Source organism: Pseudoalteromonas sp. P1-16-1b (assembly GCF_001401785.1).
Lineage (GTDB): Bacteria > Pseudomonadota > Gammaproteobacteria > Enterobacterales > Alteromonadaceae > Pseudoalteromonas > Pseudoalteromonas undina.
In genome coordinates, this window is sequence record NZ_LKGQ01000023.1 from 27,836 (window position 1) to 52,714 (window position 24,879).

23 protein-coding genes are annotated in these 24,879 nt (G+C 40.2%); 16 read left to right on the top strand and 7 right to left on the bottom strand.

Translation table 11 applies throughout. The annotated features are described in order from the left end of the window. Positions 1-114 precede the first annotated feature (114 nt). The 7 genes from AN392_RS14850 to dnaA form a co-directional block, all read right to left on the bottom strand. Positions 115-564, bottom strand: coding sequence for a hypothetical protein (locus AN392_RS14850; protein WP_055013147.1), 450 nt, complete (start codon positions 562-564; stop codon positions 115-117). A 73-nt stretch (positions 565-637) separates the two neighbouring features. Beyond that, complete coding sequence (glyS, locus tag AN392_RS14855) at positions 638-2,707, bottom strand: glycine--tRNA ligase subunit beta (protein WP_055013148.1); 2,070 nt, start codon at positions 2,705-2,707, stop codon at positions 638-640. A gap of 2 nt (positions 2,708-2,709) precedes the next feature. Beyond that, positions 2,710-3,612 carry a glycine--tRNA ligase subunit alpha gene (glyQ, locus tag AN392_RS14860; RefSeq protein ID WP_010392717.1) on the bottom strand — a complete coding sequence of 301 codons (903 nt, stop codon included), beginning with the start codon at positions 3,610-3,612 and terminating at the stop codon, positions 2,710-2,712. A gap of 140 nt (positions 3,613-3,752) precedes the next feature. Beyond that, the gene (gene gyrB / locus AN392_RS14865) at positions 3,753-6,179 is read right to left on the bottom strand and encodes a DNA topoisomerase (ATP-hydrolyzing) subunit B (RefSeq protein ID WP_008112961.1); all 2,427 of its coding nucleotides are present in this window, start codon (positions 6,177-6,179) and stop codon (positions 3,753-3,755) included. A gap of 12 nt (positions 6,180-6,191) precedes the next feature. Beyond that, the gene (gene recF, locus AN392_RS14870; protein ID WP_055013149.1) at positions 6,192-7,286 is read right to left on the bottom strand and encodes a DNA replication/repair protein RecF; all 1,095 of its coding nucleotides are present in this window, start codon (positions 7,284-7,286) and stop codon (positions 6,192-6,194) included. A gap of 15 nt (positions 7,287-7,301) precedes the next feature. Further along, positions 7,302-8,405 carry a DNA polymerase III subunit beta gene (dnaN, locus tag AN392_RS14875; RefSeq protein WP_055013150.1) on the bottom strand — a complete coding sequence of 368 codons (1,104 nt, stop codon included), beginning with the start codon at positions 8,403-8,405 and terminating at the stop codon, positions 7,302-7,304. 13 nt (positions 8,406-8,418) lie between these two features. Beyond that, positions 8,419-9,807: a chromosomal replication initiator protein DnaA gene (gene dnaA / locus AN392_RS14880; protein ID WP_010392708.1), complete on the bottom strand. Its 1,389-nt coding sequence runs from the start codon at positions 9,805-9,807 to the stop codon at positions 8,419-8,421. A gap of 506 nt (positions 9,808-10,313) precedes the next feature. On the opposite strand from dnaA, the gene rpmH reads away from it, so the two are divergent. The 16 genes from rpmH to atpA all read left to right on the top strand — a co-directional run bounded on the left by rpmH (position 10,314) and on the right by atpA (position 24,835). Continuing rightward, entirely contained in the window at positions 10,314-10,448 is a 135-nt protein-coding gene (gene rpmH / locus AN392_RS14885) for a 50S ribosomal protein L34 (protein ID WP_008112968.1), read from the top strand. 7 nt (positions 10,449-10,455) lie between these two features. Next, a complete protein-coding gene (rnpA, locus tag AN392_RS14890) occupies positions 10,456-10,881 on the top strand; it encodes a ribonuclease P protein component (protein WP_008467046.1) in 426 nt (141 codons plus the stop codon). 126 nt (positions 10,882-11,007) lie between these two features. After that, positions 11,008-11,283: a membrane protein insertion efficiency factor YidD gene (gene yidD, locus AN392_RS14895; protein WP_008112973.1), complete on the top strand. Its 276-nt coding sequence runs from the start codon at positions 11,008-11,010 to the stop codon at positions 11,281-11,283. Between the two features lie 8 nt (positions 11,284-11,291). Continuing rightward, complete coding sequence (gene yidC / locus AN392_RS14900) at positions 11,292-12,929, top strand: membrane protein insertase YidC (protein ID WP_055013151.1); 1,638 nt, start codon at positions 11,292-11,294, stop codon at positions 12,927-12,929. A 131-nt stretch (positions 12,930-13,060) separates the two neighbouring features. Continuing rightward, positions 13,061-14,425 (top strand): tRNA uridine-5-carboxymethylaminomethyl(34) synthesis GTPase MnmE, encoded by a 1,365-nt coding sequence (gene mnmE, locus AN392_RS14905; protein WP_055013152.1) that lies wholly within the window; start codon positions 13,061-13,063, stop codon positions 14,423-14,425. Positions 14,426-15,369: 944 nt separating this feature from the next. Then, positions 15,370-15,819 (top strand): FMN-binding protein MioC, encoded by a 450-nt coding sequence (mioC, locus tag AN392_RS14910; protein WP_008112109.1) that lies wholly within the window; start codon positions 15,370-15,372, stop codon positions 15,817-15,819. Positions 15,820-16,247: 428 nt separating this feature from the next. After that, positions 16,248-18,137 carry a tRNA uridine-5-carboxymethylaminomethyl(34) synthesis enzyme MnmG gene (mnmG, locus tag AN392_RS14915; RefSeq protein WP_008112111.1) on the top strand — a complete coding sequence of 630 codons (1,890 nt, stop codon included), beginning with the start codon at positions 16,248-16,250 and terminating at the stop codon, positions 18,135-18,137. A gap of 15 nt (positions 18,138-18,152) precedes the next feature. Beyond that, on the top strand, positions 18,153-18,773 hold the full coding sequence (gene rsmG / locus AN392_RS14920) for a 16S rRNA (guanine(527)-N(7))-methyltransferase RsmG (RefSeq protein WP_008112113.1): 621 nt from the start codon (positions 18,153-18,155) through the stop codon (positions 18,771-18,773). Positions 18,774-18,787: 14 nt separating this feature from the next. After that, the gene (locus AN392_RS14925; RefSeq protein WP_008112117.1) at positions 18,788-19,573 is read left to right on the top strand and encodes a ParA family protein; all 786 of its coding nucleotides are present in this window, start codon (positions 18,788-18,790) and stop codon (positions 19,571-19,573) included. A 20-nt stretch (positions 19,574-19,593) separates the two neighbouring features. Further along, complete coding sequence (locus AN392_RS14930) at positions 19,594-20,520, top strand: ParB/RepB/Spo0J family partition protein (RefSeq protein ID WP_008112119.1); 927 nt, start codon at positions 19,594-19,596, stop codon at positions 20,518-20,520. A gap of 142 nt (positions 20,521-20,662) precedes the next feature. After that, positions 20,663-21,043 (top strand): ATP synthase subunit I, encoded by a 381-nt coding sequence (locus AN392_RS14935; protein ID WP_008112121.1) that lies wholly within the window; start codon positions 20,663-20,665, stop codon positions 21,041-21,043. A gap of 15 nt (positions 21,044-21,058) precedes the next feature. After that, positions 21,059-21,916, top strand: a complete 858-nt coding sequence (atpB, locus tag AN392_RS14940) for a F0F1 ATP synthase subunit A (protein ID WP_008112123.1) — start codon at positions 21,059-21,061, stop codon at positions 21,914-21,916. Positions 21,917-21,974: 58 nt separating this feature from the next. After that, positions 21,975-22,217 (top strand): F0F1 ATP synthase subunit C, encoded by a 243-nt coding sequence (atpE, locus tag AN392_RS14945; protein ID WP_008112128.1) that lies wholly within the window; start codon positions 21,975-21,977, stop codon positions 22,215-22,217. Positions 22,218-22,258: 41 nt separating this feature from the next. Continuing rightward, positions 22,259-22,729, top strand: a complete 471-nt coding sequence (gene atpF, locus AN392_RS14950; protein ID WP_055013153.1) for a F0F1 ATP synthase subunit B — start codon at positions 22,259-22,261, stop codon at positions 22,727-22,729. A 16-nt stretch (positions 22,730-22,745) separates the two neighbouring features. Beyond that, complete coding sequence (gene atpH, locus AN392_RS14955) at positions 22,746-23,279, top strand: F0F1 ATP synthase subunit delta (RefSeq protein ID WP_008112132.1); 534 nt, start codon at positions 22,746-22,748, stop codon at positions 23,277-23,279. A gap of 14 nt (positions 23,280-23,293) precedes the next feature. Continuing rightward, on the top strand, positions 23,294-24,835 hold the full coding sequence (gene atpA, locus AN392_RS14960; RefSeq protein WP_008112134.1) for a F0F1 ATP synthase subunit alpha: 1,542 nt from the start codon (positions 23,294-23,296) through the stop codon (positions 24,833-24,835). Positions 24,836-24,879 lie beyond the last annotated feature (44 nt).

Genomic DNA, 24,879 nt, shown 5'->3' on the forward strand with positions numbered 1-24,879 from the left:
CAGCTATCAGCTATCAGCTATCAGCTAAAAATTAAAAAACCGTGTTTGTTAAATCAAGCACGGTTTTTTATTTTATATTTAAGCTAACGACTGACTGCTTATAGCTTACTGCTCTTACTTCTTAGTTATCGTTACTTGCGGCTTATCGTAGTCACTAAAATCAATGCTGACTATGTACGACCCTTTGATTGCGGGTGTGTAGCTAAAGTAATTATAAATGGTATTACAATCGGCGCGCGTTGATTGGCCAAGTGTTAGGCTTTGTCCTGATGGCTGTGAATCGCTGTAGCCACAGTTAAAACCTTCACTAAAATCTGCATCGGCTATTTTAAACTCGTACACTTTACCTGGGGTCGAAAATTTAACTTGGGCTTGGTAAAGCGCAGGGCCGACTTGTTTAAATTGATATTGAGGTTCTGCATCCCATAATGTGAAATCCCCTCTTAAATAAATACTGCGATCCAATTCTTGCTGCGGCAACACGTCGTTAATCGAAATTTGGCTGGTACAGGCCGTAAGTAAACCAGCCATTGCTAACGTTAAAATTCGTTTTATAGAGATCATCATTTGTATCCTTTGCATACAGTGAATACTAAAAAGCCAGCATAATGCTGGCTTTTTAAATAGCTATAAGCTGTTATTTTTGTAATACAGAAATATCTGCAATTTCTAAAAATAACCCGCTAAGCTGGCTTAAAAGCGCAAGACGGTTTTGCTTAACAGCTTCATCGTCAGCCATTACCATGACATTGTCAAAAAAGTTATCAACACTCTCACGAATGCCTGCTAATTGGCTCAATGCCTCTTGGTAGTTTCCATCGCTGTACAGTGGTGCTAAATCAGTGGCAAATTTTGCAACTTGCGAAGCCAATACTTTTTCAGCATCATCACTGAGTAAGCTCTGATCGACATTGCCTTGGCTTGTAATGTCATTCTTAGCCAGAATATTACTTACACGCTTATTAGCCGCTGCAAGCGATTCTGCGGCGTCTAATGTACGGAAATGACTTACGGCTTTAACTCGGCGATCAAAGTCAACAGGCTTCGTTGGACGACGCGCTAGTACGGCTTGAATCACATCTACTTCAATGCCTTCGTCTTGATACCAAGCACGGAAGCGCCCTAGCATAAAGTCAAACACATCCGTTGATACATTTAGGTTAGTCAGCTTTTCACCAAACAAGGTTTGTGATTTAGCAACCAGGTCTAAAATATCAAGCGGTAGCTGTTTTTCTACCATGATACGTAATGCACCAATAGCAGCACGACGAAGTGCAAATGGGTCTTTATCACCTTTTGGTGCTTGGCCTATGCCAAAAATACCCACCAGCGTATCAAACTTATCGGCAATGGCGACTGCACAACTGATCACATTAGTTGGTAAGTTATCACCGGCAAAACGTGGCATGTATTGTTCGTTTTGTGCCACTGCAACTTCTTCTGCTTCACCATCGTGACGCGCGTAATGCATTCCCATTACACCTTGTACGTCGGTAAATTCCATTACCATTTCGGTCATTAAGTCTGTTTTACTTAATAAGCCTGCACGCGCTGCTAGCTCTTTGTCGGCACCAAGTTGCTCGGCAATGTAACCAGCTAGTTCACTAATACGCTGTGACTTGTCTTTAAGCGTACCAAGTTGTTTTTGGAACAATACACTATCAAGAGATTCTAAACGGCTTTCTAATGTTTTCTTTTTATCTGTTTCAAAGAAGAACTGCGCATCGGCTAAACGCGGGCGCACTACTTTTTCGTTACCAGAAATAACTACACTAGGATCTTTACTTTCGATGTTAGAGACAAACAAAAACTTATTTAAAAGTTTGCCGTCTTGATCTAATAACGGAAAGTATTTCTGATCGTCTTTCATGGTGTAAATAAGCGCTTCAGCAGGTACATCTAAAAATGCTTCTTCAAATGTGGCTGTTAGCGTTACTGGCCATTCTACCAATGAAGTAACTTCTTCAAGTAAGTCTTCATCCATAGCAACAACGGCATTAACTGCTTTGGCTGCATCTTCTATTTGCGCGCGAATCTGTGCTTTACGCTGTTCGTAGTCAGCAACAACGTAAGCTGATTTAAGTACATCAAACACATCATCAGCATGACCAATGCTAATTTTTTCAGGGTGATGAAAACGATGGCCTTGCAGTTGATTACTCACTTGCTTACCAAGAATTTCACCCTCAACCAATTCACTACCGAATAAAATAGTTACCGTATGCACAGGACGAATAAATTGTGTTTTATTCGCACCCCAACGCATTGGTTTAGGGATAGGTAGTTTAGCGAGCGCTTTGCTTATAGCGTCGGTCATTAACGTTTTGGTTTCTTGCCCTGCTACTTTAGCAATGTGCAATAACCATGCGCCCTTATCTGTTTCTAGTGTTTGCGCATCTTTTACTTCAATACCACAACCACGAGCCCAACCCATGGCTGCTTTAGTTGGGTCACCCTCAGCATCAAAAGCGGCTTTAGTTGCAGGGCCACGTTTTTCAACTTCTTTGTCTTGTTGTTTAGCTTCAAGTGCTTTTACTTGTAAACCTAAACGACGTGGCGATGCATACCAGTTCACACCTTGGTGACCTAGTTCTAGACTTTCTAATTCTGCTGTTAAGTTTGCAGCAAAGGCTTCGGCTAATTTACGAAGTGCTTTTGGTGGCAACTCTTCGGTGCCAATTTCTACTAATAAATTTTCTGCTGACATGCTTACTTATCCTTACACAGCGGGAAACCAAGTGCTTCACGTGCATCGTAATAACTTTGTGCACACGCTTTTGATAACGCACGAACGCGTAAAATATAACGTTGACGCTCAGTTACTGAAATAGCATGACGTGCGTCTAATAAGTTAAATGCGTGCGATGCTTTCATTACTTGCTCGTAGGCTGGTAATGGTAGGCTTGCTTCAATTAGCTTTTGGCTCTCAGCTTCACATTTATCAAACTGTTCAAATAAGTCGGCTACGTTTGCATGTTCAAAGTTATAAGTTGATTGCTCAACTTCATTTTGATGGAACACATCACCGTAAGTTACGCGCCCAAATGGACCGTCAGCCCATACTAGGTCGTAAATGCTATCTACGCCTTGAATGTACATTGCTAAACGCTCTAGGCCGTAAGTAATCTCGCCCGTTACCGGTGAGCATTCTAAACCGCCCACTTGCTGGAAGTAGGTAAACTGCGTTACCTCCATGCCATTTAACCAAATTTCCCAACCTAGGCCCCACGCACCTAATGTAGGTGATTCCCAGTTATCTTCTACAAAGCGAACTTCGTCAGTTAGGGTATCAATACCTACAGCAGCTAAAGAACCTAAGTAAAGCTCTTGAATATTGTCTGGAGATGGTTTTAACACAACTTGGAATTGGTAGTAATGTTGTAAGCGGTTTGGGTTCTCACCGTAACGGCCATCGGTAGGACGACGACACGGTTGAACGTATGCGCTCGACATTGGCTCTGGGCCAATTGATTTTAAAAATGTTTGCGGGTGAAATGTCCCTGCGCCCACTTCCATGTCAAGTGGTTGAATAATGACACAGCCTTGCTGTGCCCAATAATCCTGTAAAGCCAGGATCAAACCTTGAAAGGTTTTAACGTCATATTTTTGCATATTTGGCTTTTTACTATCTGAGAAGTAGCGTGAAAATTACCTTCAGTATACCTTGTGCACACTCAGGTTTTAAGCAGTTTGTGCGTTTGAAAAAATAAAAAAGGAGCCTAAGGCTCCTTTTTTGTGATTACGATAATGTTTTATACGTCTAAGTTAACCACACGCAGTGCGTTCGTTTCAATAAACTCACGACGCGGCTCAACTTGATCGCCCATTAAAGTGGCAAATAATTGATCCGCTGCAACAGCATCTTCAATTGTTACTTGCAACATACGGCGTGCGCTAGGATCCATGGTGGTTTCCCAAAGCTGATTTGGATTCATTTCACCCAGTCCTTTATAGCGTTGAATGTAGATCCCGCGCTTAGACTCTGCGATCAACCATTCCAATGCATCCACAAAGTTATCAACAGGTTTTGTTTTCTCACCACGTTGGATATATGCACCCTCTGTGATGATATTAGCAATGTTTTTACCTGTTACAGCAATGCGTTGGTAGTCTCTTGATGTAATAAAGTCATAATGAAGTACATGTGCTTTATCCACACCATGCTGACGAATATTCACAACTGGATAATACAAGTTACGCTCTGTATCGTGCTCAGTTCCCGCATGGAAAATAGTTGCATCTTCGTCACGTTCAATTAAGTCATCAACCAGCTCTTTAGTCCAAGCAATTACCTTAGCTTCGTCTGAAAGGTCTTCTTTTTTCAGCTCACTTTGGTAAATCAAACGGTTCATAACTGTGTTCGGATACTTACGCTTTAAGCGCTCGATAACTTTAACCGTGTTTTGATAATCGTGAACAATTGACTCTAATGCTTCACCATCAACCGCTTCAGCACTATCACTAGTGTACAGTGCTGCATTGCTTAGCGCTAAAGATGTAAGGTAATCAACTAATGCTGGATCATCTTTAATATAACGCTCTTGCTTGCCTTTTTTCACTTTATAAAGTGGAGGCTGAGCAATATAAATATAACCACGTTCAACAATTTCCGGCATTTGACGATAGAAGAATGTTAGTAGCAAAGTACGAATGTGAGAACCATCCACGTCGGCATCGGTCATGATAATGATGCGATGATAACGTAATTTTTCAGGGTTATATTCGTCACGGCCAATACCACAACCTAGTGCAGTAATTAGCGTTGCCACTTCTTGTGAAGAAAGCATTTTATCAAAACGTGCTTTTTCTACGTTTAAGATTTTACCTTTAAGCGGAAGAATCGCTTGATTCTTACGGTTACGACCCTGCTTGGCTGAACCGCCTGCTGAGTCACCCTCCACTATATATAGTTCAGATTGGGCTGGATCTTTTTCTTGGCAATCCGCTAGTTTACCCGGTAAACCAGCTAAATCCATAGCACCTTTACGGCGGGTCATTTCACGTGCTTTACGGGCTGCTTCACGCGCGCGTGCTGCATCAATAATTTTGCCAACAACAATTTTTGCATCCATTGGGTTTTCTAATAAAAACTCAGTGAATTTTTCAGCCATTGCTTGCTCAACGGCAGACTTAACTTCACTAGATACTAGTTTGTCTTTTGTCTGTGATGAGAATTTTGGGTCAGGAACTTTAACACTAACAACAGCCGTTAAGCCTTCACGAGCATCATCACCCGTTGCGTTGCTGGTTGTTTTAGCCTTTTTGTTAAAGCCTTCTTTTTCCATGTAGTTATTAAGCGTACGTGTTAGCGCAGATCTAAAACCGGCTAAGTGCGTACCACCATCACGTTGTGGAATGTTATTAGTAAAACAGTAAATGTTTTCTTGGAATGCATCATTCCATTGCATTGATACTTCTACACTTATACCATCTTCTTCACGCTCGTGAGTAAAATGGAACACCCCTTTATGTACTGGTGTTTTATTGCGGTTTAAGTATTCAACGAATGCTCTAATACCACCTTCGTATTTAAAATGGTCACTCTTATTTTCTTCGCGCTCATCATTTAAAATGATGCTCACACCTGAGTTCAAAAACGATAACTCGCGTAAACGCTTAGCTAAAATATCGTAATGGAAATCTAGGTTAGTAAACGTTTCTGCACTTGGCCAAAAACGTAACTCAGTACCGGTTGTTTCAGAATCACCAATAGCTGCAAGTGGTGCATCTGGAACACCCATAGTGTAAAACTGCTCGTAAAGTTTACCTTCACGACGAATAGTTAGTTTTAACTTTTCTGATAATGCATTTACTACCGATACACCAACACCGTGTAAGCCACCTGATACTTTATAAGAGTTATCATCAAACTTACCACCAGCGTGTAATACCGTCATAATAACTTCAGCTGCAGATACACCTTCTTCTTCATGTATAGAAGTAGGAATACCACGGCCGTTATCTCTTACAGATACCGAACCGTCTAAGTGAATTGTGACAAATATATCATCACAGTGACCGGCTAAGGCCTCATCGATAGAGTTATCAACGACCTCAAACACCATGTGGTGTAAGCCCGTACCATCATCGGTGTCCCCTATATACATACCAGGACGCTTTCTTACTGCATCTAATCCTTTAAGTACTTTAATACTCGACGAATCATAATTCTCAGACATGGTTAATCCCACTTATCTTGTTATTAGGTTGCCATGTTTCACGTGGAACATTTTTAGTTCTCGTTTCATGGGTTCCACCACAGCAGAAATACTTTCAGATAAAATTGAAGAAATAAATATTTGAGAACTGCAATGAGTCAATAACTGACCCACTTTCTCTTTTGTATCTTCGCTTAGCTCTGAAGGTAAATCATCTATTAGCAATATAGATTGCTTATCTGTCTCTGACTCAATCAAACTATTTTGCGTTACTTTTAACGCATACAACAATAGCTTTAATTGCCCGCGTGAGAATACATTCTCAACGCTGCTGCCAGCGACACTAAAACTAAAATCAGCCTTATGAGGGCCTTTACTAGTAAAGCCTTGACGAGCATCTCGCTCAAAGCTTTGCTCTAACGCATCAGAAAGAGATTCGGCCTCTTTCCAGCCTGCATTAAAGCTAATTTCTAGATCGCGTATTAGCGTTAATTCTGCACACATTTTATCAAAAAACTGCTGCTTAAACCTAGTTATATACGCGATTCTTAATTTATTTATTTGTTCAGCCAGTCTAACAAATTCTTTGTCCCAAAACTTGATTTGGTCAAAATAATTCTTAGGCTTAGATTTCAACAATGCATTGCGCTGTTTTAGCACTTTATTAAATGATTGCCATAAGAAAAAAAACTCATGTTCCACGTGGAACAAACCTAAGTCTAAAAATTTTCTGCGCTCTTTAGGGCCACCAAAAAATAATGAATAGCTTTCTGGTGTAATAACTTGCACTGGCATAAGTTGAGCAAGTTCAGATACTTTTCGACTCGCCTTACCCTGTATTTTTAAATTGGTTTCACCCGTTTGGGTTTTACTTATCCCTATTGGAATAGATAAATCGTGTAACGCTTTTCGGCCATGAATAACAAACTGATCTTGTTGATGAGCGATGATGCTTTTATGTTTAGAGGTTCGGAAAGATTTGCCGTGAGAAAGGTAATAAATAGCCTCTAAAAGGCTGGTTTTTCCGCTGCCGTTTTCACCATAAATTATATTAACGCCGTTAACTGGTTCTAGCGTCAGTGCCTCAATATTACGAAAATATTTGAGGCTCAAATGACTTAAGCTCATTATGTATTTATAATCTTATAAACGCATTGGCATAACAACGTACATAGCTTCTTCATCGCCGGCACCTTCTATAAGTGCACTACTGTTTGAATCGGCAAGGGTAAATAATACATCTTCGGTTTTTAATGTATTTAATACATCTAATACATAAGAGACATTAAAGCCTATTTCTAGGTCATCACCCTCGTACATTACTTCAACCACTTCTTCAGCTTGCTCTTGCTCTGGGTTGTTGGCTGTAATTTTTAATAAACCGCTTGATAAATTTAAGCGTACACCACGAAACTTTTCGTTCGATAAAATCGACACACGCTGAAAAGCATTACGAAGCCATTCACGATTCGCGGTAATTACCTTATCGCCACCGCGCGGTAAAACACGACGGTAATCAGGGAATCGACCATCAACTAATTTACTCGTAAAGGTAAATTCAATATCAATAATACGAATGTGGTTGGCACCAAACTGAATAGTTACCAGCTCTTGATCAGCAACCATTAGACGCATAATTTCTTGTACGCCTTTGCGCGGTATAATTAATTGGCGCTGTGTATTTAACGACTGACCTAGTTGTTTTTGTGCAATAGCTAAACGATGCCCATCAGTGGCAACTGTTTTTATATCGCTGTTATCAACTTCAAACGACATGCCGTTTAAGTAATAACGCACATCTTGGTTTGCCATTGAGAAGTGTGTGCTTTCAAGTAATTTACGTAATTCTAAACGCGTTAGTTGAAACTCAACTTCACCATCCCACTGCTCTAAATTAGGAAAATCTTCAGCAGCTAAAGTGGTCAATGAAAAACGACTTTTCCCACTGGTTAAAAGTAACTGATGGTCTTGCAAGCTTAAAGTAAGATCAGAACCATCCGGTAAACTTTTACAAATATCGAGTAATTTTTTAGCCGGTAATGTGAGTTTAGTATCGGCAACATCGTCACCTACAAATACACTCGCCACTAACTCAATTTCAAGGTCTGTTCCTGTCATTGAAAGCTGGCCATTTTCTACCACGAGCAATACGTTAGATAAAATAGGTAACGTATGCTTGCGCTCAATGGCACCCGATACTTGTACCAATGGTTTTAAAAATTGTTCTCTTGATATTGTTATTTGCATAATAAAGTCAGCCCTAAGATGACAATGTTCTTATTAAGTTTTGGTAATCTTCTTTAATCTCGTGGCTTTCGTCACGTAATGATTTAACTTTGCGACACGCGTGCAGTACTGTTGTATGGTCACGCCCACCAAAAGCATCCCCAATCTCAGGTAAGCTGTGATTAGTGAGTTCTTTAGATAATGCCATGGCTACTTGGCGAGGCCTTGCTATAGAGCGGCTACGGCGCTTAGACAGTAAATCAGATACACGTATTCTATAGTATTCAGCAACCGTACGTTGAATGTTGTCGATGGTGACTAGTTTGTCTTGCAGCGCTAATAAATCACGCAGTGCTTCTTTTACAAAGTCGATAGAAATTGGGCGACCGGTAAAGTTTGCGTTAGCAATTACACGGTTTAATGCCCCTTCAAGTTCACGTACGTTTGAACGTAATTTTTTCGCAATAAAAAATGCCACTTCATGCGGTAAGTTAATTTTACTTTGCTGGGCTTTTTTCATCAAAATAGCAACGCGTGTTTCAAGCTCTGGCGGCTCAATCGCGATGGTTAATCCCCAACCAAAACGAGATTTAAGGCGATCTTCAACCCCTTCAATCTCTTTAGGGTAACGGTCAGAGGTTAAAATAATTTGTTGGTTACCTTCTAATAATGCATTAAAGGTATGAAAGAATTCTTCTTGAGAACGTTCTTTATTAGCAAAAAATTGAATGTCATCAATCATTAATGCATCAACACTACGGTAATAACGCTTAAACTCTTCAATCGCATTATTTTGCAGTGCTTTAACCATGTCTTGAACGAAACGTTCTGAATGCATGTAAACAATTTTAGCATCGGGCTTATTGGCCATAATACCGTTGCCTACCGCATGTAATAAATGCGTCTTACCTAAGCCTGTACCACCGTAAATAAATACAGGGTTAAATGCAGAGCCAGGGTTGTCTGCTACCTGAGTGGCAGCCGCTTTTGCTAATTGGTTAGATTTACCCTCAACAAAGCTATCAAAGGTATAGTTTTCTTTAATGTTTGATTTATAACCAGATTTAGGAGCAGGTTCTACAACCGGTTTTTGTTCTCGAGGTGGTTGTTTTGCCGTTGATTGCGTGCTTGGGGCTGATTGTGTTTCAACCACCGGTGCAGCTTGTGCATTTAATAGCGGCTTACTACCTACATCAAAGCGTAACTCGGGTGCTTCTACACCACAAATTTCTACCAATAATTCATTTATTCTATTTAAGTACTTCTCTCTCACCCAATCAAGTACGAAACGATTAGGCGCATAAATCGTCAAGGTATCTTCGGTACTTTCTGCTTGAAGTGGTCTGACCCACATACTGAATTGCTGCGAAGGCAATTCATCTTGCAATACATATAAACAACTTTGCCAAACCGACAGATACACAGTAAAACTCCCAGAGATATAATTTTTATTCCCGCACATCAATAATGATTCAAAAATCACACCTGTATTGCGTTTAAATGGCTCAATAAGCAGCCCAAGACCGACTATTATGAATGCACTTTATCCACAAGTAAAAGATTGATTTTTGTAAAATTGTTGATATCGATGTATAAATATAATAACAGACTGATTTAAATAGCTTTTTATTTTAAAGCTTGATTAGAGATCATAACAAAACTGACAGCAGATCGCGACCACAATTTACGATCTAATTTACTTTTCCCATGCTTTTATTCACTTTTTATACAGGGGCTGTGGAAAACTTCTTATTTATGATGATCCTATCGGATCATGAAAATTGATCATAAATAAACATGCTTTACGCACTCTATTATGATTGACTTTTCGTCACTTCATCTATAATATCTCGCGCTCGCAATGGCACCTGTGCCAGGATCGCGACCTGCATAGGATGTTTTAACTTTAACCGATCGGATGAGATTGTTATGAAAAGAACTTTTCAACCTAGCGTTTTAAAACGCAAACGTACACACGGTTTCCGTGCTCGTATGGCAACTGTAAATGGCCGTAAAGTATTAGCTCGTCGCCGTGCTAAAGGCCGCAAAGTTCTTTCTGCTTAATTTATAAGTGGAAGACTTTAGCTTTGGCAGGGAGTTACGTCTGTTAACTCCCTCGCATTACTCTCGCATATTTAACGAACCCGCTCGGGCTGCAACTCCTTTCTTTACCTTATTAGCAAAACCAAGTGACCAGTCAAAACCTAGGTTAGGCCTTACTGTTGCTAAAAAACGTGTAAAAAAGGCATGTCAACGAAACCGTATTAAACGTCTTGCTCGCGAAAGTTTTCGTTTAAATCAACACACACTCGATAATATTGATATTGTGTTGATGGTTAAAAGTGGCATTGATGAACAGTCTAATGAAGAATTAACCAAACAACTTACAAAGCTGTGGCGTAAGATTAATGAACGCTGCAAACCTGGTGCCCCTAAACCGCCACCATTTAAAAAACGCCCAAACAAATCAGCTAAATCGACTAAACAAACCCAATAGCAATAGAATTACAGGGTTAATTAAGGTATCTTTAGCTCACCTTTTAATCATGCGTTTAAAATCTCATAGTGAGTCTTTAAATACATGGTATCTATTCACTAAACATAACGTAGGGGCATGTACAACATGAGGTTACTTAAACCACTTGCTGCTTTACCAACACGTTGTTTAGTTTTATTTATCCGCGGTTATCAAAAGTGGATTAGCCCGCTATTAGGTCCGCATTGTCGTTTTAATCCAACGTGCTCTAGTTACGCTATTCAAGCAATTAATTTGCATGGATCGGTAAAAGGGTGTTGGTTAGCTGTTAAACGCATATTAAAATGCCATCCTTTACATTCAGGCGGAGACGACCCCGTTCCTGAAAAATTAACCCGTATTAACCACCAACACGAGAAATAAGAGCTGTTATGGAATCGCAACGCACGTTTTTATTCATCGGCCTAATGCTAGTGTCGTTTTTATTATTTCAAGAATGGAATAATGACTACAACACGCCAAAAGCCGATCCTAGTGCCACTACACAAACACTAAAAGCAAACTCACCGGAATCAGATGATTATGTTCCAGCTTCATCAGACTCAGGTTTACCTGCTTCAACAACTTTAGCTAAACGCGCTGTTATAAATATTACAACAGACGTGTTTAAGGTAAAAATTGACACCAAAGGTGGTGACATTGTTGAAACAGACTTAATTGATTATAAAGAAACCAAAGGCAGTGATGTTCCTTACATGCTACTTGGTGAGTTTGATGGTAAACAATACTTTTCACAAAGTGGTTTAATTGGTTTAAATGGCCCAGATGCATCAGCGAATGGTCGTCCTACTTACCAATCAGAACAAACTTCTTATACTTTAACGGGTGATGAACTTCGTGTTCCTCTTCAGTTTACTGATAGTAACGGTGTAAGTTTCACTAAAACCTATGTATTCAAAAAGGGTCAATATGATGTTGGCTTAGAATATAAAGTTAACAACACCACTAGCTCGCCAGTACAAGTTCAGCTTTACACACAAATAAAGCGTACCGTACAAGAAAAAGGCAGCATGGTTGATCAAAACTATTTAGGGGCTGCATACGGTACTGATGAAGAACCATACGAAAAGTATAGTTTTTCAGATATGGCCGATAAAAACCTAAACATAAACACCCAAGGTGGTTATGTTGCCTTTATACAGCATTACTTTGTAAGTGCTTGGGTACCAATGCAAGATCAAGCAAATACACTTTATAGTTTAATTACTAAAAGTAACGCGGCTATTATTGGTGTTAAAGACGAAGCGGTAAATGTTCAAGCTGGTAGTGAGCAAGTACTTACTGCGACTTATTACATGGGCCCTAAAGAGTCAGATAAACTTGAAGCGATTCACACTGACTTAGACTTAACCGTTGATTACGGTTGGTTATGGTTTATTTCTCAACCTTTATTTGTGCTATTAAAATGGTTACACAGTATTTTAGGTAACTGGGGTGTAGCAATTATTGCCATCACTATTATTGTTAAATCATTAATGTACCCACTGACTAAAGCACAGTACACCTCAATGGCTAAAATGCGTGCATTACAGCCTAAGATGAAGGCGCTAAAAGAAAAGTATGGCGATGATCGTCAAAAATTCGGCCAAGCGACGATGGAAATGTACCGTAAAGAAAAAGTAAACCCTATGGGTGGCTGTTTCCCTATTTTACTGCAAATGCCAATCTTCTTAGCCTTGTTCTATGTATTCTTAGAGTCTACAGAACTTCGTCACGCTGAATTTGTACTTTGGCTAACTGACCTTTCTGCGAAAGACCCATACTACGTATTACCAATCTTATTTGGTGCGAGTATGTTTGTAACGCAAAAACTACAACCTATGACGGTTACCGATCCAATGCAGCAAAAAATGATGACCTTTATGCCGGTTATCTTCTCTGTGTTCTTCTTATGGTTCCCATCTGGTTTAGTACTTTACTGGTTAGTGTCTAACCTTATCTCTATTGTCCAGATGTTAATCATCTACCGTGGCATGGAAAAGAAAGGTATTAAAGTAAGGGGCGATTAATCCTCCCTACTTATATAAAGGCGACTTAGGTCGCCTTTTTTATTGCCTATTTTTTATAACAGCATTCGCGAGTGCCTATTTGATAGGTTACAATACCGCCATTACGTTATTTAAGTTGGCAAATAAACCGCATGATCAATCACGATACAATTGCAGCACAAGCCACTGCCCCAGGTCGAGGCGGTGTTGGTATTATTCGCGTTTCAGGAACCCTAGCCAAACAGGTTGCTGAAAAAATAATAGGCAAAGTCCCTAAAGTTCGCTATGCCGACTATGTGCCATTTAACACCCTTGCAGGTCAGCAACTTGACCAAGGTATTGCGATTTACTTTGCCGGCCCACACTCATTTACCGGTGAAGATGTACTCGAACTTCAAGGCCATGGCGGCCCTGTTGTGCTTGATATGCTACTTAAAGAAATTAGTAAAATAGACGGTGTACGTTTAGCAAAGCCTGGTGAATTCTCTGAGCGTGCGTTTATGAACGACAAGCTTGATTTAACTCAAGCAGAAGCAATCGCCGACTTAATTAATGCAACCAGTGAGCAAGCGGCTAAAAGCGCCCTACAGTCACTTCAAGGCCAATTCTCTAAGCACATAGAAACCTTAGTTGAAAAAGTCATTCACTTGCGGATGTACGTAGAAGCCGCTATTGATTTTCCTGATGAAGAAATCGATTTTTTATCAGACGGAAAAGTGGGCGGTGATTTAAATGCCATTATTGAGCAGCTTAATGCCGTAACCAATCAAGCCAAACAAGGCAGCATAATGCGCGAAGGTATGCGCGTCGTAATTGCTGGTCGCCCTAATGCAGGTAAATCAAGCTTACTTAATGCATTAGCAGGGCGAGAAGCGGCCATCGTAACTGAAATAGCTGGCACCACTCGTGACGTATTACGTGAGCATATACATATAGATGGTATGCCACTGCATATAATCGACACCGCAGGCTTACGAGAAAGCCCAGATAAAGTTGAGCAAATAGGTATTGAACGTGCCTGGGATGAAATAAACCAAGCCGATCGGGTATTATTTATGCTTGATGGTACCGATACAACTGATACCGATCCACATGCTATTTGGCCTGAATTTATGGCTAAATTACCCCAAGGTATGGGCGTAACCGTGATCAGGAATAAAGCCGATTTATCGGGTGATACGGTTGGTATGGATCAAGAGCAACAATATCCGGTCATCAGTTTAAGCGCTAAAAATGCTGACGGTATAGAACTAGTGCGTGAGCACTTAAAAGCCTGCATTGGTTTTGATGGTGCCACAGAGGGCGGGTTTATGGCACGCCGTCGTCACTTAGATGCACTGGAACACGCAGCCTATCACTTAGATACCGGTAAAACACAATTAGAGATGCACGTGGCCGGTGAAATCCTCGCTGAAGAACTGCGTTTAACACAGCAGTATCTTAACGAAATAACTGGTGAATTTACTTCTGATGATTTGCTTGGCAAAATTTTCAGCTCGTTCTGTATCGGTAAATAGTTGAACTAATAATTTAATCATTAAGGGCACCTAGGTGCCCTTTTTAATGCCCTACTATTTTTAATATCGACTCGCCAAAATGTATTTTAATAACTCACTTTAAAAACCAAACAGGCTAAAAGATACAGCTAAATTGCACTAATATTAGCCTCCATTCATGTTTAAAAATGTGTTTAAGGCAGATGGGCTAAACCTATAATCACAACAAACAACAGATAAACTACCTACATTAATAGTAAAAAATTAAGCTTATTTCGCCCTAAAAGAGAACCTATTACATTAGCTTTCCAAGCTTGGGCATAGGTAATTATCAAACCATAAAAATAAAACGTACCTAAAAAGTAAGTTTGATCGCCCACTCCACCAGCAAAACATAGTTATTTTCTTAGTTTAAATTGATGAAAATTATTTTTTTGCAGATCAGTTATCCACAATTGGGGTTTTATTGCTTTGAAAATGAATTAAAAGCGATAAAAAGTAAAAATATGCTGTGTTTAAATAAGCTAAATAGCGATTTTTAGAAAATAAAAATGGATTTTTAGTCTGACCTGCATAAATAGATCATTTTTTAAAATTATTTTCGATCCCAATTTTAAGTTATCAACATGCTTTGTATCCACACTAAGATCAACACGCCTTTATCTATAAATTTGTACTAGCTGGTGGTTAACACTCAATATAAAATCAATAACTTAGCAAACTATTAATAATATTAGTTTTTAGTTAAGCAGAGCTTTCCCCAACCTTATCAACAACTTGATCAGAAGATTACATTTAAAGATATTTTGTTAAATCATTAATAATCAATAAGTTAAGCAAGCAATTAATACCTAGGCTTAAATTACCACAAAAATAGTTATACAAAATAACACTCTTAACTTTACTGTTATACTCACTGAGCTATCATAGGCAGCAATTAAAACTAATAGTGATCAGCCATATTCATGAGTTCAGTAAATATTATCGTTGGTAGTCAAATGGGATCCGCCGAGTACGTTGCAGAGCAGTTAAATGATGCACTTAACAACCAAGGGATTAATAGCCAACTACACGATCAACCTGAATTTAATGAAATAGATCAACAAAATACTATTTGGTTAGTTTGTACATCAACCTACGGTGCGGGTGATTACCCTGACAACCTGATTGGTTTTATCGAACAAGTATCTCAAGTGGATGATCTTTCACATTTAAAGTATTCGGTTATTGCACTTGGCGATACTAGTTACGACACTTATAACCTTGCAGGGCGTAATGTAGATACTCTTTTAAGCCAAAAAGGCGCTGTAAAAGTAGCACAACGTTTAGAGCTTAATATTCTTGATGAAGCACTGCCCGAAGATACGGCCTTAGCTTGGTTAGACTCATGGATAGCACAGACAGGTTTAAAATAGAAAGATCAAGCGAAAAGTTATAAATAAAGTTACCCACAATTTGCTAATAATTTAATAAGTTTTGTGGATAAACACTGATTAAACTGCTTTTTTAGCCATGCTTATCCATGGGATAAGATCGAGACTTGATCGGCCTGTGTATAACAGCCTGTTTTGATCAGAGCTTATTTGCCTGAAGATCCGATCATACTAACACCTTTAGATCCGATCTAATTATATGTTTTTAATCATGATCTAAAGCTTATCAACAGAAAACCCGATCAGTAGTAGTAATAGTATTAAAAGATCTCTTTAAAAGATCCTTTATATTATTAGAGATCACTTACTTAGATCTTGAGCACTGTTTAATCATTTATCTTCTGCTAATTTCTAGGTAGAATACGCTCCCTTTTGAAGTTTACTGGTTTGATTTAAGTAGGATCCCATTAATGATTTTTCACGAAAATTTTGACGTTATCGTAGTAGGTGGTGGACATGCAGGCACTGAAGCCGCATTGGCAGCTGCCCGTATGGGGATGAATACCCTGCTGCTGACTCACAATATGGATACCCTTGGTCAAATGTCTTGTAACCCAGCAATTGGTGGCATTGGCAAAGGCCATCTGGTTAAAGAAATTGATGCTCTAGGTGGCGCAATGGCTCAAGCCATTGACAAAGGTGGGATCCAATTCCGCACGCTTAATTCTTCTAAAGGCCCTGCTGTACGAGCGACGCGTGCACAAGCGGATCGTGCCTTGTACAAAGCGGCTATTCAAAACACACTTCAAAACCAAGAAAACTTAAAGATTTTTCAGCAATCATGTGATGATCTAATCGTTGAAAATGATCGTGTAACCGGTGTGGTGACACAAATGGGTTTACGTTTTAGTGCACCTAGTGTGGTACTAACCGTGGGTACATTCTTAGGCGGTCAAATTCATATCGGCCTTGAAAATTTCAAAGGTGGCCGAGCTGGCGATCCGCCTTCAATTGCCTTAGCTGATCGCTTACGTGAATTACCATTTAGAGTAGATCGTTTAAAAACCGGCACGCCACCGCGTATTGATGCCCGGACTGTTGATTTTAGTAAAATGCAAGAACAACCAGGTGATGCACCAACACCGGTATTCTCATTTATGGGTAAACAAAGCGACCATCCACAACAAATTCCGTGTTACATCACTTACACCAATGAAAAAACACATGATGTTATTCGCAAAAACTTACATCGCTCACCTATGTACTCAGGTGTTATCGAAGGAATAGGCCCACGTTACTGTCCGTCTATTGAAGATAAAATTGTCCGTTTTGCAGATAAAGATAAACACCAGATATTTGTAGAGCCAGAAGGTTTAACGTCATACGAGTTATACCCTAACGGTATTTCAACTAGCTTACCGTTCGATGTGCAGTTAGAAATTGTGCAATCGATCACCGGCTTTGAGAACGCACACATTTGTCGTCCTGGCTATGCTATTGAATATGACTTTTTTGATCCACGCGATTTAAAACAATCATTAGAAACAAAGTTTATTGATGGTTTATTTTTTGCTGGTCAAATTAATGGTACTACCGGTTACGAAGAAGCGGGTGCGCAAGGTCTGATCGCAGGTATGAATGCAGCATTACAAGTACAAGGTAAAGAGTCGTGGACACCACGTCGTGATGAAGCCTATGTTGGCGTACTGATTGACGACTTAGCAACACTGGGTACAAAAGAACCGTACCGTATGTTTACTAGCCGCGCTGAATACCGTTTGCTACTTCGTGAAGACAACGCTGATATTCGTTTAACTGAAAAAGGTCGTGAACTAGGTCTAGTTAACGATGAACGTTGGCAAGCATTCAACGAAAAAATGGAAGTGATCGCTAAAGAGAAACAGCGTATCAAAGATACCTGGATCCATAAAGATCATGCCATGGTTAATAAAGTAAACGAATTACTAAAAACACCACTTGTGCGTGAAGCCAGCTTAGAAGAATTACTGCGTCGTCCAGAAGTGCGTTATAACGACTTGATGGCGATCGAAGGACTCGGATCTGAGTTCACTAATCAGGCCGCCCTAGAACAGGTTGAAATTCATACGAAGTACGCAGGTTATATCGCGCGTCAACAAGATGAGATCAATAAGCAGCTTCGTCATGAAGAAACAATTTTACCAAAAGAGTTTGATTATAAAACCGTCTCTGGTTTATCAAACGAAGTAGTTGCTAAGCTAATTGATGCTCGTCCAGACACTATCGGCCAAGCTTCGCGTATTTCTGGTATCACCCCAGCGGCGATTTCGCTATTATTAGTGTATCTGAAGAAGCAAGGCTTGTTACGCAAAACTGCGTAACGGTAAAGGTACATTGTGTTACAGCAACAATTAACAACTTTGTTAGCGCAAACTGATATTGCGCTAACACAAAAACAACAGCAACAACTTGTCCGCTATGTTGAATTACTCGATAAGTGGAATAAAGCCTATAACTTAACCTCGGTACGTTTGCCTCAAGAAATGATGGTTAAACATATAATGGATAGCCTAGTTGTTGCTCCTCACTTGACCGGTCATCATTATATTGATGTTGGCACAGGTCCTGGTTTACCGGGCATAGTGTTAGCTATTGCCTTACCTGAAACGCAGTTTGTATTATTAGATAGTTTAGGTAAACGTGTACGTTTTTTAATGCATGTTAAACATGAGCTTGGCCTTGATAATGTCACCCCGGTGCAGTCAAGAGTTGAAGAATATCAACCAAGTGTTAAATTAGATGGCGTACTAAGTCGTGCATTTGCATCGTTACAAGATATGATTGACTGGTGCTCGCACTTAATTGATCATTCAGGTAAGTTCATTGCACTTAAAGGGGTATTTCCAAGTGAGGAATTAGACTCACTCCCTACAGGTGTTAAGTTTGAGCAAAAAATTGCATTAGAAGTACCGGATTTAGATGCACAACGACATTTAATAATTCTTTCTAAAGACTAGGGATCAGAGACACTGTGGCAAAAGTCATCGCATTAGCAAATCAAAAAGGTGGAGTAGGTAAAACTACCACTGCCGTTAATCTCGCTGCATCTATGGCTGCAACGAAGCGTAAAGTGCTGTTAATAGATCTCGACCCGCAAGGCAATGCGACCATGGGCAGTGGCGTCGACAAATATGGTGACGTCCCTACTATCTATGACTTGCTCATAGAAGATAAGCCTATTGATGAAGTGATTATTAAAGAAACCTCAGGCGAATATCATATGATTGCTGCAAACGGTGATGTGACCGCTGCAGAAGTTAAGCTGATGGAATTATTTGCGCGAGAAGTACGTTTGCGTAACGCGCTTGAAAAAATACAAGATCAGTATGAGTTTATTTTTATAGACTGCCCGCCTTCTTTAAATATGTTAACCGTTAATGCCATGGCCGCTGCCGATTCTATTTTAGTACCTATGCAATGTGAATATTATGCACTGGAAGGGTTAACAGCATTAATGGACACGATTACGCAACTTGCTAAGTTAGTTAATCCTAACTTACAGATTGAAGGCATACTTCGTACTATGTACGACCCGCGTAATCGACTAGCAAATGATGTATCAGAACAATTAAAACAACATTTTGGCGATAAAGTATACCGTACGGTGATCCCACGTAATGTTCGACTTGCAGAAGCCCCAAGTTTTGGTGCCCCAGCAATGTACTACGATCGAGCATCAAGTGGCGCGAAAGCTTATTTAGCTCTCGCTGGTGAAATGCTACGCAGAAAAGAAAAAACAACTCCCGTTGTCGCCTAACTTTGAGGTAAAAAAATAACATGTCTGCTAAAAAACGAGGTTTAGGCCGAGGACTCGATGCGCTTTTAAGTTCATCTAAACCTGCACCAAGCGAAGGCAAGGAACAGGACAATGCTAACGTAACCAGCGCAGTTGAAAATGCAGCGCAGCCTAGTAACAGTGAGTTACAAAAACTACCGATCGAGCTTTTACACTCAGGTAAGTACCAACCTCGTAAAGACATGTCTGAAGAGGCACTCGAAGAACTCGCCAGTTCGATACGCTCACAAGGAATTATTCAACCTATCGTTGTGCGCCCTGTTGCGCATAACAGCTATGAGATTATTGCCGGTGAACGTCGTTGGCGTGCTGCGCAAATAGCTAAGCTTGAGTTTGTACCCTGTATTATTAAAGACGTACCTGATGAAGCTGCCGTTGCTATTGCTCTGATTGAAAATATTCAGCGTGAAGACTTAAACGCTATGGAAGAAGCGATTGCACTTAATCGGTTGCTTAATGAGTTTGAATTAACGCATCAACAAGTGGCTGATGCCGTTGGTAAATCACGTACGACCGTGACTAACTTATTACGCTTAAATAATCTAAATAACGATGTAAAAATTTTGTTAGAGCATGGTGACATTGAAATGGGCCACGCACGTTGCTTGTTAGCACTTGAAGGTGAAGTGCAATCAGATGCAGCACGTTTAGCTGTTGCAAAGGCATTGACCGTTCGCGAAACAGAAAAACTAGTACGCTCTATTTTAGAGCCAGCTCCAGCAAAAGAAGTAATAGAAAAAGACCCAGATGTTAAACAGTTAGAGCAGCAACTTGCTGATAACCTAGGGGCAAAGGTAGAAATAAATTACAACAAAAAAGGCAAAGGGAAGTTGGTTATTTCTTACACTAATCTTGACGAGTTAGACGGTATTTTAAACCGTATCAATCAAGACTATTCCCACCATTAATTCATTGGATGTCTAAAAAGGGACATTTACAGCGATTTTGTGTTACAAAGCACCTACTCAAGTTGCAAAACTGGCAGGATTAAGTATAATTTCGCCAGTTTTCATACCCTGACAATTAGAGCGTCATAAAGGTTAATTAAAAGTGACTAATAAGTTAGCGAGCCCGTATAGGCTTGCCGCATTAAAATTAATTTGCCTTCAGGGATTTGTAGCCCTTTTAGCTGCACTAATAATTTTTATAGGTTGGGAAACCAATGCCGCACTTTCAGCTCTAGCTGGTGGCGCAGTCGCAGTACTTCCTAACTTTGTATTTGCGCTTTATGCATTCAGATATATGGGTGCAAGTCGAGCAAATCAAGCGTATGCCTCGTTAAAACGCGGCAACGGATTAAAATTTATGCTAACAATCGTTTTGTTTGCACTAATGCTAAAGCTTTATCCGGTAGTACTGCTACCTTTCTTTTGTGCTTATGTGTTGGTGTTGTTTACAGGATTGTTTACACCCGTTTTTTTTAAACATTAACTTTTGGGATATAACATGGCTGCAGAAGAAGTTACTCTATCTAGCCATATTCAGCACCACTTAACCAATGCTAAGATGTGCTCGACCGACGCCGGTCTTGCCTTCAATAAAGCATGTACGGATAGTGGCTTCTGGACATGGCATATAGATACCCTCGCATGGTCTATCGGACTAGGTCTAATATTTTTATGGATCTTCCGTAGTGCCGCAAAAAAATCAACTCTGGGTGTACCTGGAAAACTTCAATGTTTCATTGAAATGGTTGTTGAGTTCGTTGGCGACAACGTACGCGATACCTTCCACGGGAAAAGTAAGCTAATTGCACCATTAGCATTAACAATATTCGTTTGGATATTCTTAATGAACTTAATGGATTTAATCCCAGTTGACTTCCTACCTGCATTTGCTGGCTTTGTTGGCGAAACTGCATTCGGTATGGATTCACACGACGTATACATGAAAATTGTACCAACTACAGATATCAATATGACAGCTGCACTTGCGCTGGGCGTGTTCATTCTAATGATTGGTTACTCAATAAAAATCAAAGGTATCGGCGGTTTTATTAAAGAACTAACACTTCACCCGTTTAGTTCAAACAATACAGCTATGCAGATTCTTTTAATTCCATTCAACCTATTACTAGAGCTTATCGCATTGGTTTCTAAGCCGTTTTCACTGGCTCTGCGTTTGTTCGGTAACTTATATGCAGGTGAGTTAATCTTCATCCTTATAGGTGCTGTAGGTTTAATGCAACTACCGTTGCACTTTGTGTGGGCTGTATTCCATATCTTAGTAATCGTATTGCAGGCATTCGTATTCATGATGCTTACAATCGTATACCTAAGCATGGCAAGTTCAGATAATCACTAATTACTATATTTACAATTTTACTTTTACTTTTAATACAATTGAAACTTTGGAGAAATAAATGGAAGCTTTAGAATTATTAAACGGCTTAAAATACATCGCAGTAGCTTTACTTATCGGTTTCGGTGCAATCGGCACAGCAATCGGTTTTGGTAACATGGGCGGTAAATTCCTTGAAGCATGTGCACGTCAACCTGAGCTAGCACCATCGCTACAAGTTAAAATGTTTATCCTTGCTGGTCTAATCGATGCTGTAGCAATGATTGGTGTTGGTATCGCGATGGTATTGTTGTTCGTACTTTAATTTTATTTTTTGAACAGCTTACTATTTAAGGAGGAGCGGTTGTGAACTTAAACGCCACTCTTATCGGTGAATTAATTGCGTTTACGGTGTTCGTATTATTTTGTATGAAATACGTATGGCCACCACTAAACGGTGCAATTGAAGCTCGCCAGAAGAAAATCGAAGATGGTTTAGCTGCCTCTGATAGAGCCGAGAAAGACTTAGAACTAGCGCAACAGAAAGCTGCAGAACAGCTTAAAGATGCAAAGGCTCAAGCGGCTGATATCATTGAACAAGCTAAAAAGCGTGCCGTGCTAATTGTTGACGAAGAAACTGTTCGTGGTCAGCAAGAGCGTGAAAAAATTATTGCTCAAGGGCACTCTGAAATTGAATCAGAGCGTAACCGTGTGACAGAAGAGCTACGTAAGCAAGTAGCAACTCTGGCAGTGGTTGGCGCAGAAAGAATTTTAGAGCGCGAAATCAATCAAGCCGCACATAGTGACATCGTTGAAAAACTTGTCGCTGAGCTGTAATTAGGAGGGTATGAGCATGTCTGAATTGACTACTATCGCTCGCCCATACGCTAAAGCGGCTTTTGAACTTGCCGTTGAAAAAGGCGCTATTGAAAGCTGGAATGACATGTTGTTCTTTGCTGGCCACGTTGCCAGCAATGAACAGGCATCTACCATTTTAGCTGGATTGCCTACTGCTACCGCACAAGCTGAGTTATTTATTAACTTATGTGGTGAGCAGCTCAACGAACAAGGTCAGAACCTAGTTAAGGTGATGGCTGAAAATGGACGTTTGATTGCACTACCTGAAGTTGCCCATTTATTTTCTGCTTTAAAAGCAGACTATGAAAAAGAAATCGATATTGATGTGATTTCGGCAACACCTCTTGCTGCAGCGCAGCAAGAATCATTGGTAGCGGCACTTGAAAAACGTTTCGCACGCAAAGTTAAGCTGAATTGTAGTGAAGACGCTACAGTAGTTGGCGGTCTTATTATTAAGGCAGGCGACACTGTAATTGACGGCTCTTTACGCGGTAAATTAAATCGCTTAGCCACAACACTACAATCGTAATTGGGAAAAAGAGCATGCAACTTAATTCCACTGAAATTTCAGATCTGATCAAACAACGTATTGAGAAGTTCGAAGTTGTAAGTGAAGCTCGTAACGAAGGTACAATTGTATCTGTTACTGACGGTATCATTCGCATCCACGGTCTAGCTGACTGTATGCAAGGTGAGATGATTGAGCTTCCTGGCAACCGTTATGCTATCGCACTAAACCTTGAGCGCGACTCAATTGGTGCAGTAGTAATGGGTCCTTACGCTGACCTTACAGAAGGCGTAAAAGTATACACAACTGGTCGTATCTTAGAAGTTCCTGTTGGTGCGGGTCTACTTGGTCGTGTTGTAAACACACTAGGTGCTCCTATCGATGGTAAAGGCGCTTTAGATAACGACGGTTTTGAACCTGTAGAAAAAATTGCACCAGGTGTAATCGAGCGTCAATCAGTAGATGAGCCAGTACAAACTGGTTACAAATCTATCGATGCGATGATTCCAGTTGGTCGTGGTCAGCGTGAGCTTGTTATCGGTGACCGCCAAACAGGTAAAACTGCACTAGCAATCGATGCAATCATCAACCAAAAAGACACAGGCGTTAAGTGTGTGTACGTAGCGGTTGGTCAAAAAGCATCTACTATTGCTAACGTAGTACGTAAATTAGAAGAGCACGGTGCACTTGCAAATACTATCGTAGTTGTAGCATCAGCTTCTGAATCTGCGGCACTTCAGTACTTAGCACCGTTCTCGGGCTGTACTATGGGTGAATACTTCCGTGACCGTGGTGAAAACGCATTAATCGTATATGATGATTTATCTAAGCAAGCTGTTGCTTACCGTCAAATCTCATTGCTACTTAAGCGTCCACCAGGCCGTGAAGCATACCCAGGTGACGTATTCTACCTTCACTCGCGTCTTTTAGAGCGTGCATCACGTGTAAACACTGATTACGTAGAAAAGTTCACTAATGGTGAAGTGAAAGGTAAAACAGGTTCATTGACGGCATTGCCTATCATTGAAACTCAAGGCGGCGACGTTTCTGCGTTCGTACCGACAAACGTTATCTCTATCACCGATGGTCAGATCTTCTTAGAAACTGACTTATTCAACTCAGGTATCCGTCCGGCAGTAAATGCTGGTATCTCGGTATCGCGTGTTGGTGGTGCTGCACAAACTAAAATCGTTAAGAAACTAGGTGGCGGTATCCGTCTAGCCCTAGCTCAGTACCGTGAATTAGCTGCGTTCTCGCAGTTCGCGTCTGACCTTGATGATGCTACTCGTGCTCAACTTGAGCATGGTGAGCGTGTAACAGAGCTAATGAAGCAGAAACAGTACGCGCCAATGTCTGTTGCTGAAATGTCTTTGTCGTTATTCGCAGCTGAGAAAGGTTACTTGCAAGACATCGAAATCTCTAAAATCATGGATTTCGAAGCGGCATTACTTTCTTTCGCAAATAGCACATACGCAGAGCTTATGGCTCAAATCAATGAAACTGGTAACTACAACGCCGAGATCGAAGCGCAGCTTAAAGAACTTCTAGAGAAGTGCAAGTCTACGCAAACTTGGTAATTTAGTTATTAATGGTGTGCTTTATATCCTAAAGCACACCTTGA

Excerpts from the sequence above, each read along its gene's own strand:
- atpA (WP_008112134.1), top strand. The coding sequence starts at position 23,294 with ATGCAACTTAATTCCACTGAAATTTCAGATCTGATCAAACAACGTATT.
- atpH (WP_008112132.1), top strand. The coding sequence starts at position 22,746 with ATGTCTGAATTGACTACTATCGCTCGCCCATACGCTAAAGCGGCTTTT.
- dnaN (WP_055013150.1), bottom strand. The coding sequence starts at position 8,405 with ATGCAAATAACAATATCAAGAGAACAATTTTTAAAACCATTGGTACAA.
- rpmH (WP_008112968.1), top strand. The coding sequence starts at position 10,314 with ATGAAAAGAACTTTTCAACCTAGCGTTTTAAAACGCAAACGTACACAC.
- mioC (WP_008112109.1), top strand. The coding sequence starts at position 15,370 with ATGAGTTCAGTAAATATTATCGTTGGTAGTCAAATGGGATCCGCCGAG.
- glyQ (WP_010392717.1), bottom strand. The coding sequence starts at position 3,612 with ATGCAAAAATATGACGTTAAAACCTTTCAAGGTTTGATCCTGGCTTTA.
- AN392_RS14930 (WP_008112119.1), top strand. The coding sequence starts at position 19,594 with ATGTCTGCTAAAAAACGAGGTTTAGGCCGAGGACTCGATGCGCTTTTA.
- mnmE (WP_055013152.1), top strand. The coding sequence starts at position 13,061 with ATGATCAATCACGATACAATTGCAGCACAAGCCACTGCCCCAGGTCGA.
- gyrB (WP_008112961.1), bottom strand. The coding sequence starts at position 6,179 with ATGTCTGAGAATTATGATTCGTCGAGTATTAAAGTACTTAAAGGATTA.
- recF (WP_055013149.1), bottom strand. The coding sequence starts at position 7,286 with ATGAGCTTAAGTCATTTGAGCCTCAAATATTTTCGTAATATTGAGGCA.
- mnmG (WP_008112111.1), top strand. The coding sequence starts at position 16,248 with ATGATTTTTCACGAAAATTTTGACGTTATCGTAGTAGGTGGTGGACAT.
- yidD (WP_008112973.1), top strand. The coding sequence starts at position 11,008 with ATGAGGTTACTTAAACCACTTGCTGCTTTACCAACACGTTGTTTAGTT.
- AN392_RS14850 (WP_055013147.1), bottom strand. The coding sequence starts at position 564 with ATGATCTCTATAAAACGAATTTTAACGTTAGCAATGGCTGGTTTACTT.
- yidC (WP_055013151.1), top strand. The coding sequence starts at position 11,292 with ATGGAATCGCAACGCACGTTTTTATTCATCGGCCTAATGCTAGTGTCG.
- atpE (WP_008112128.1), top strand. The coding sequence starts at position 21,975 with ATGGAAGCTTTAGAATTATTAAACGGCTTAAAATACATCGCAGTAGCT.
- glyS (WP_055013148.1), bottom strand. The coding sequence starts at position 2,707 with ATGTCAGCAGAAAATTTATTAGTAGAAATTGGCACCGAAGAGTTGCCA.
- atpB (WP_008112123.1), top strand. The coding sequence starts at position 21,059 with ATGGCTGCAGAAGAAGTTACTCTATCTAGCCATATTCAGCACCACTTA.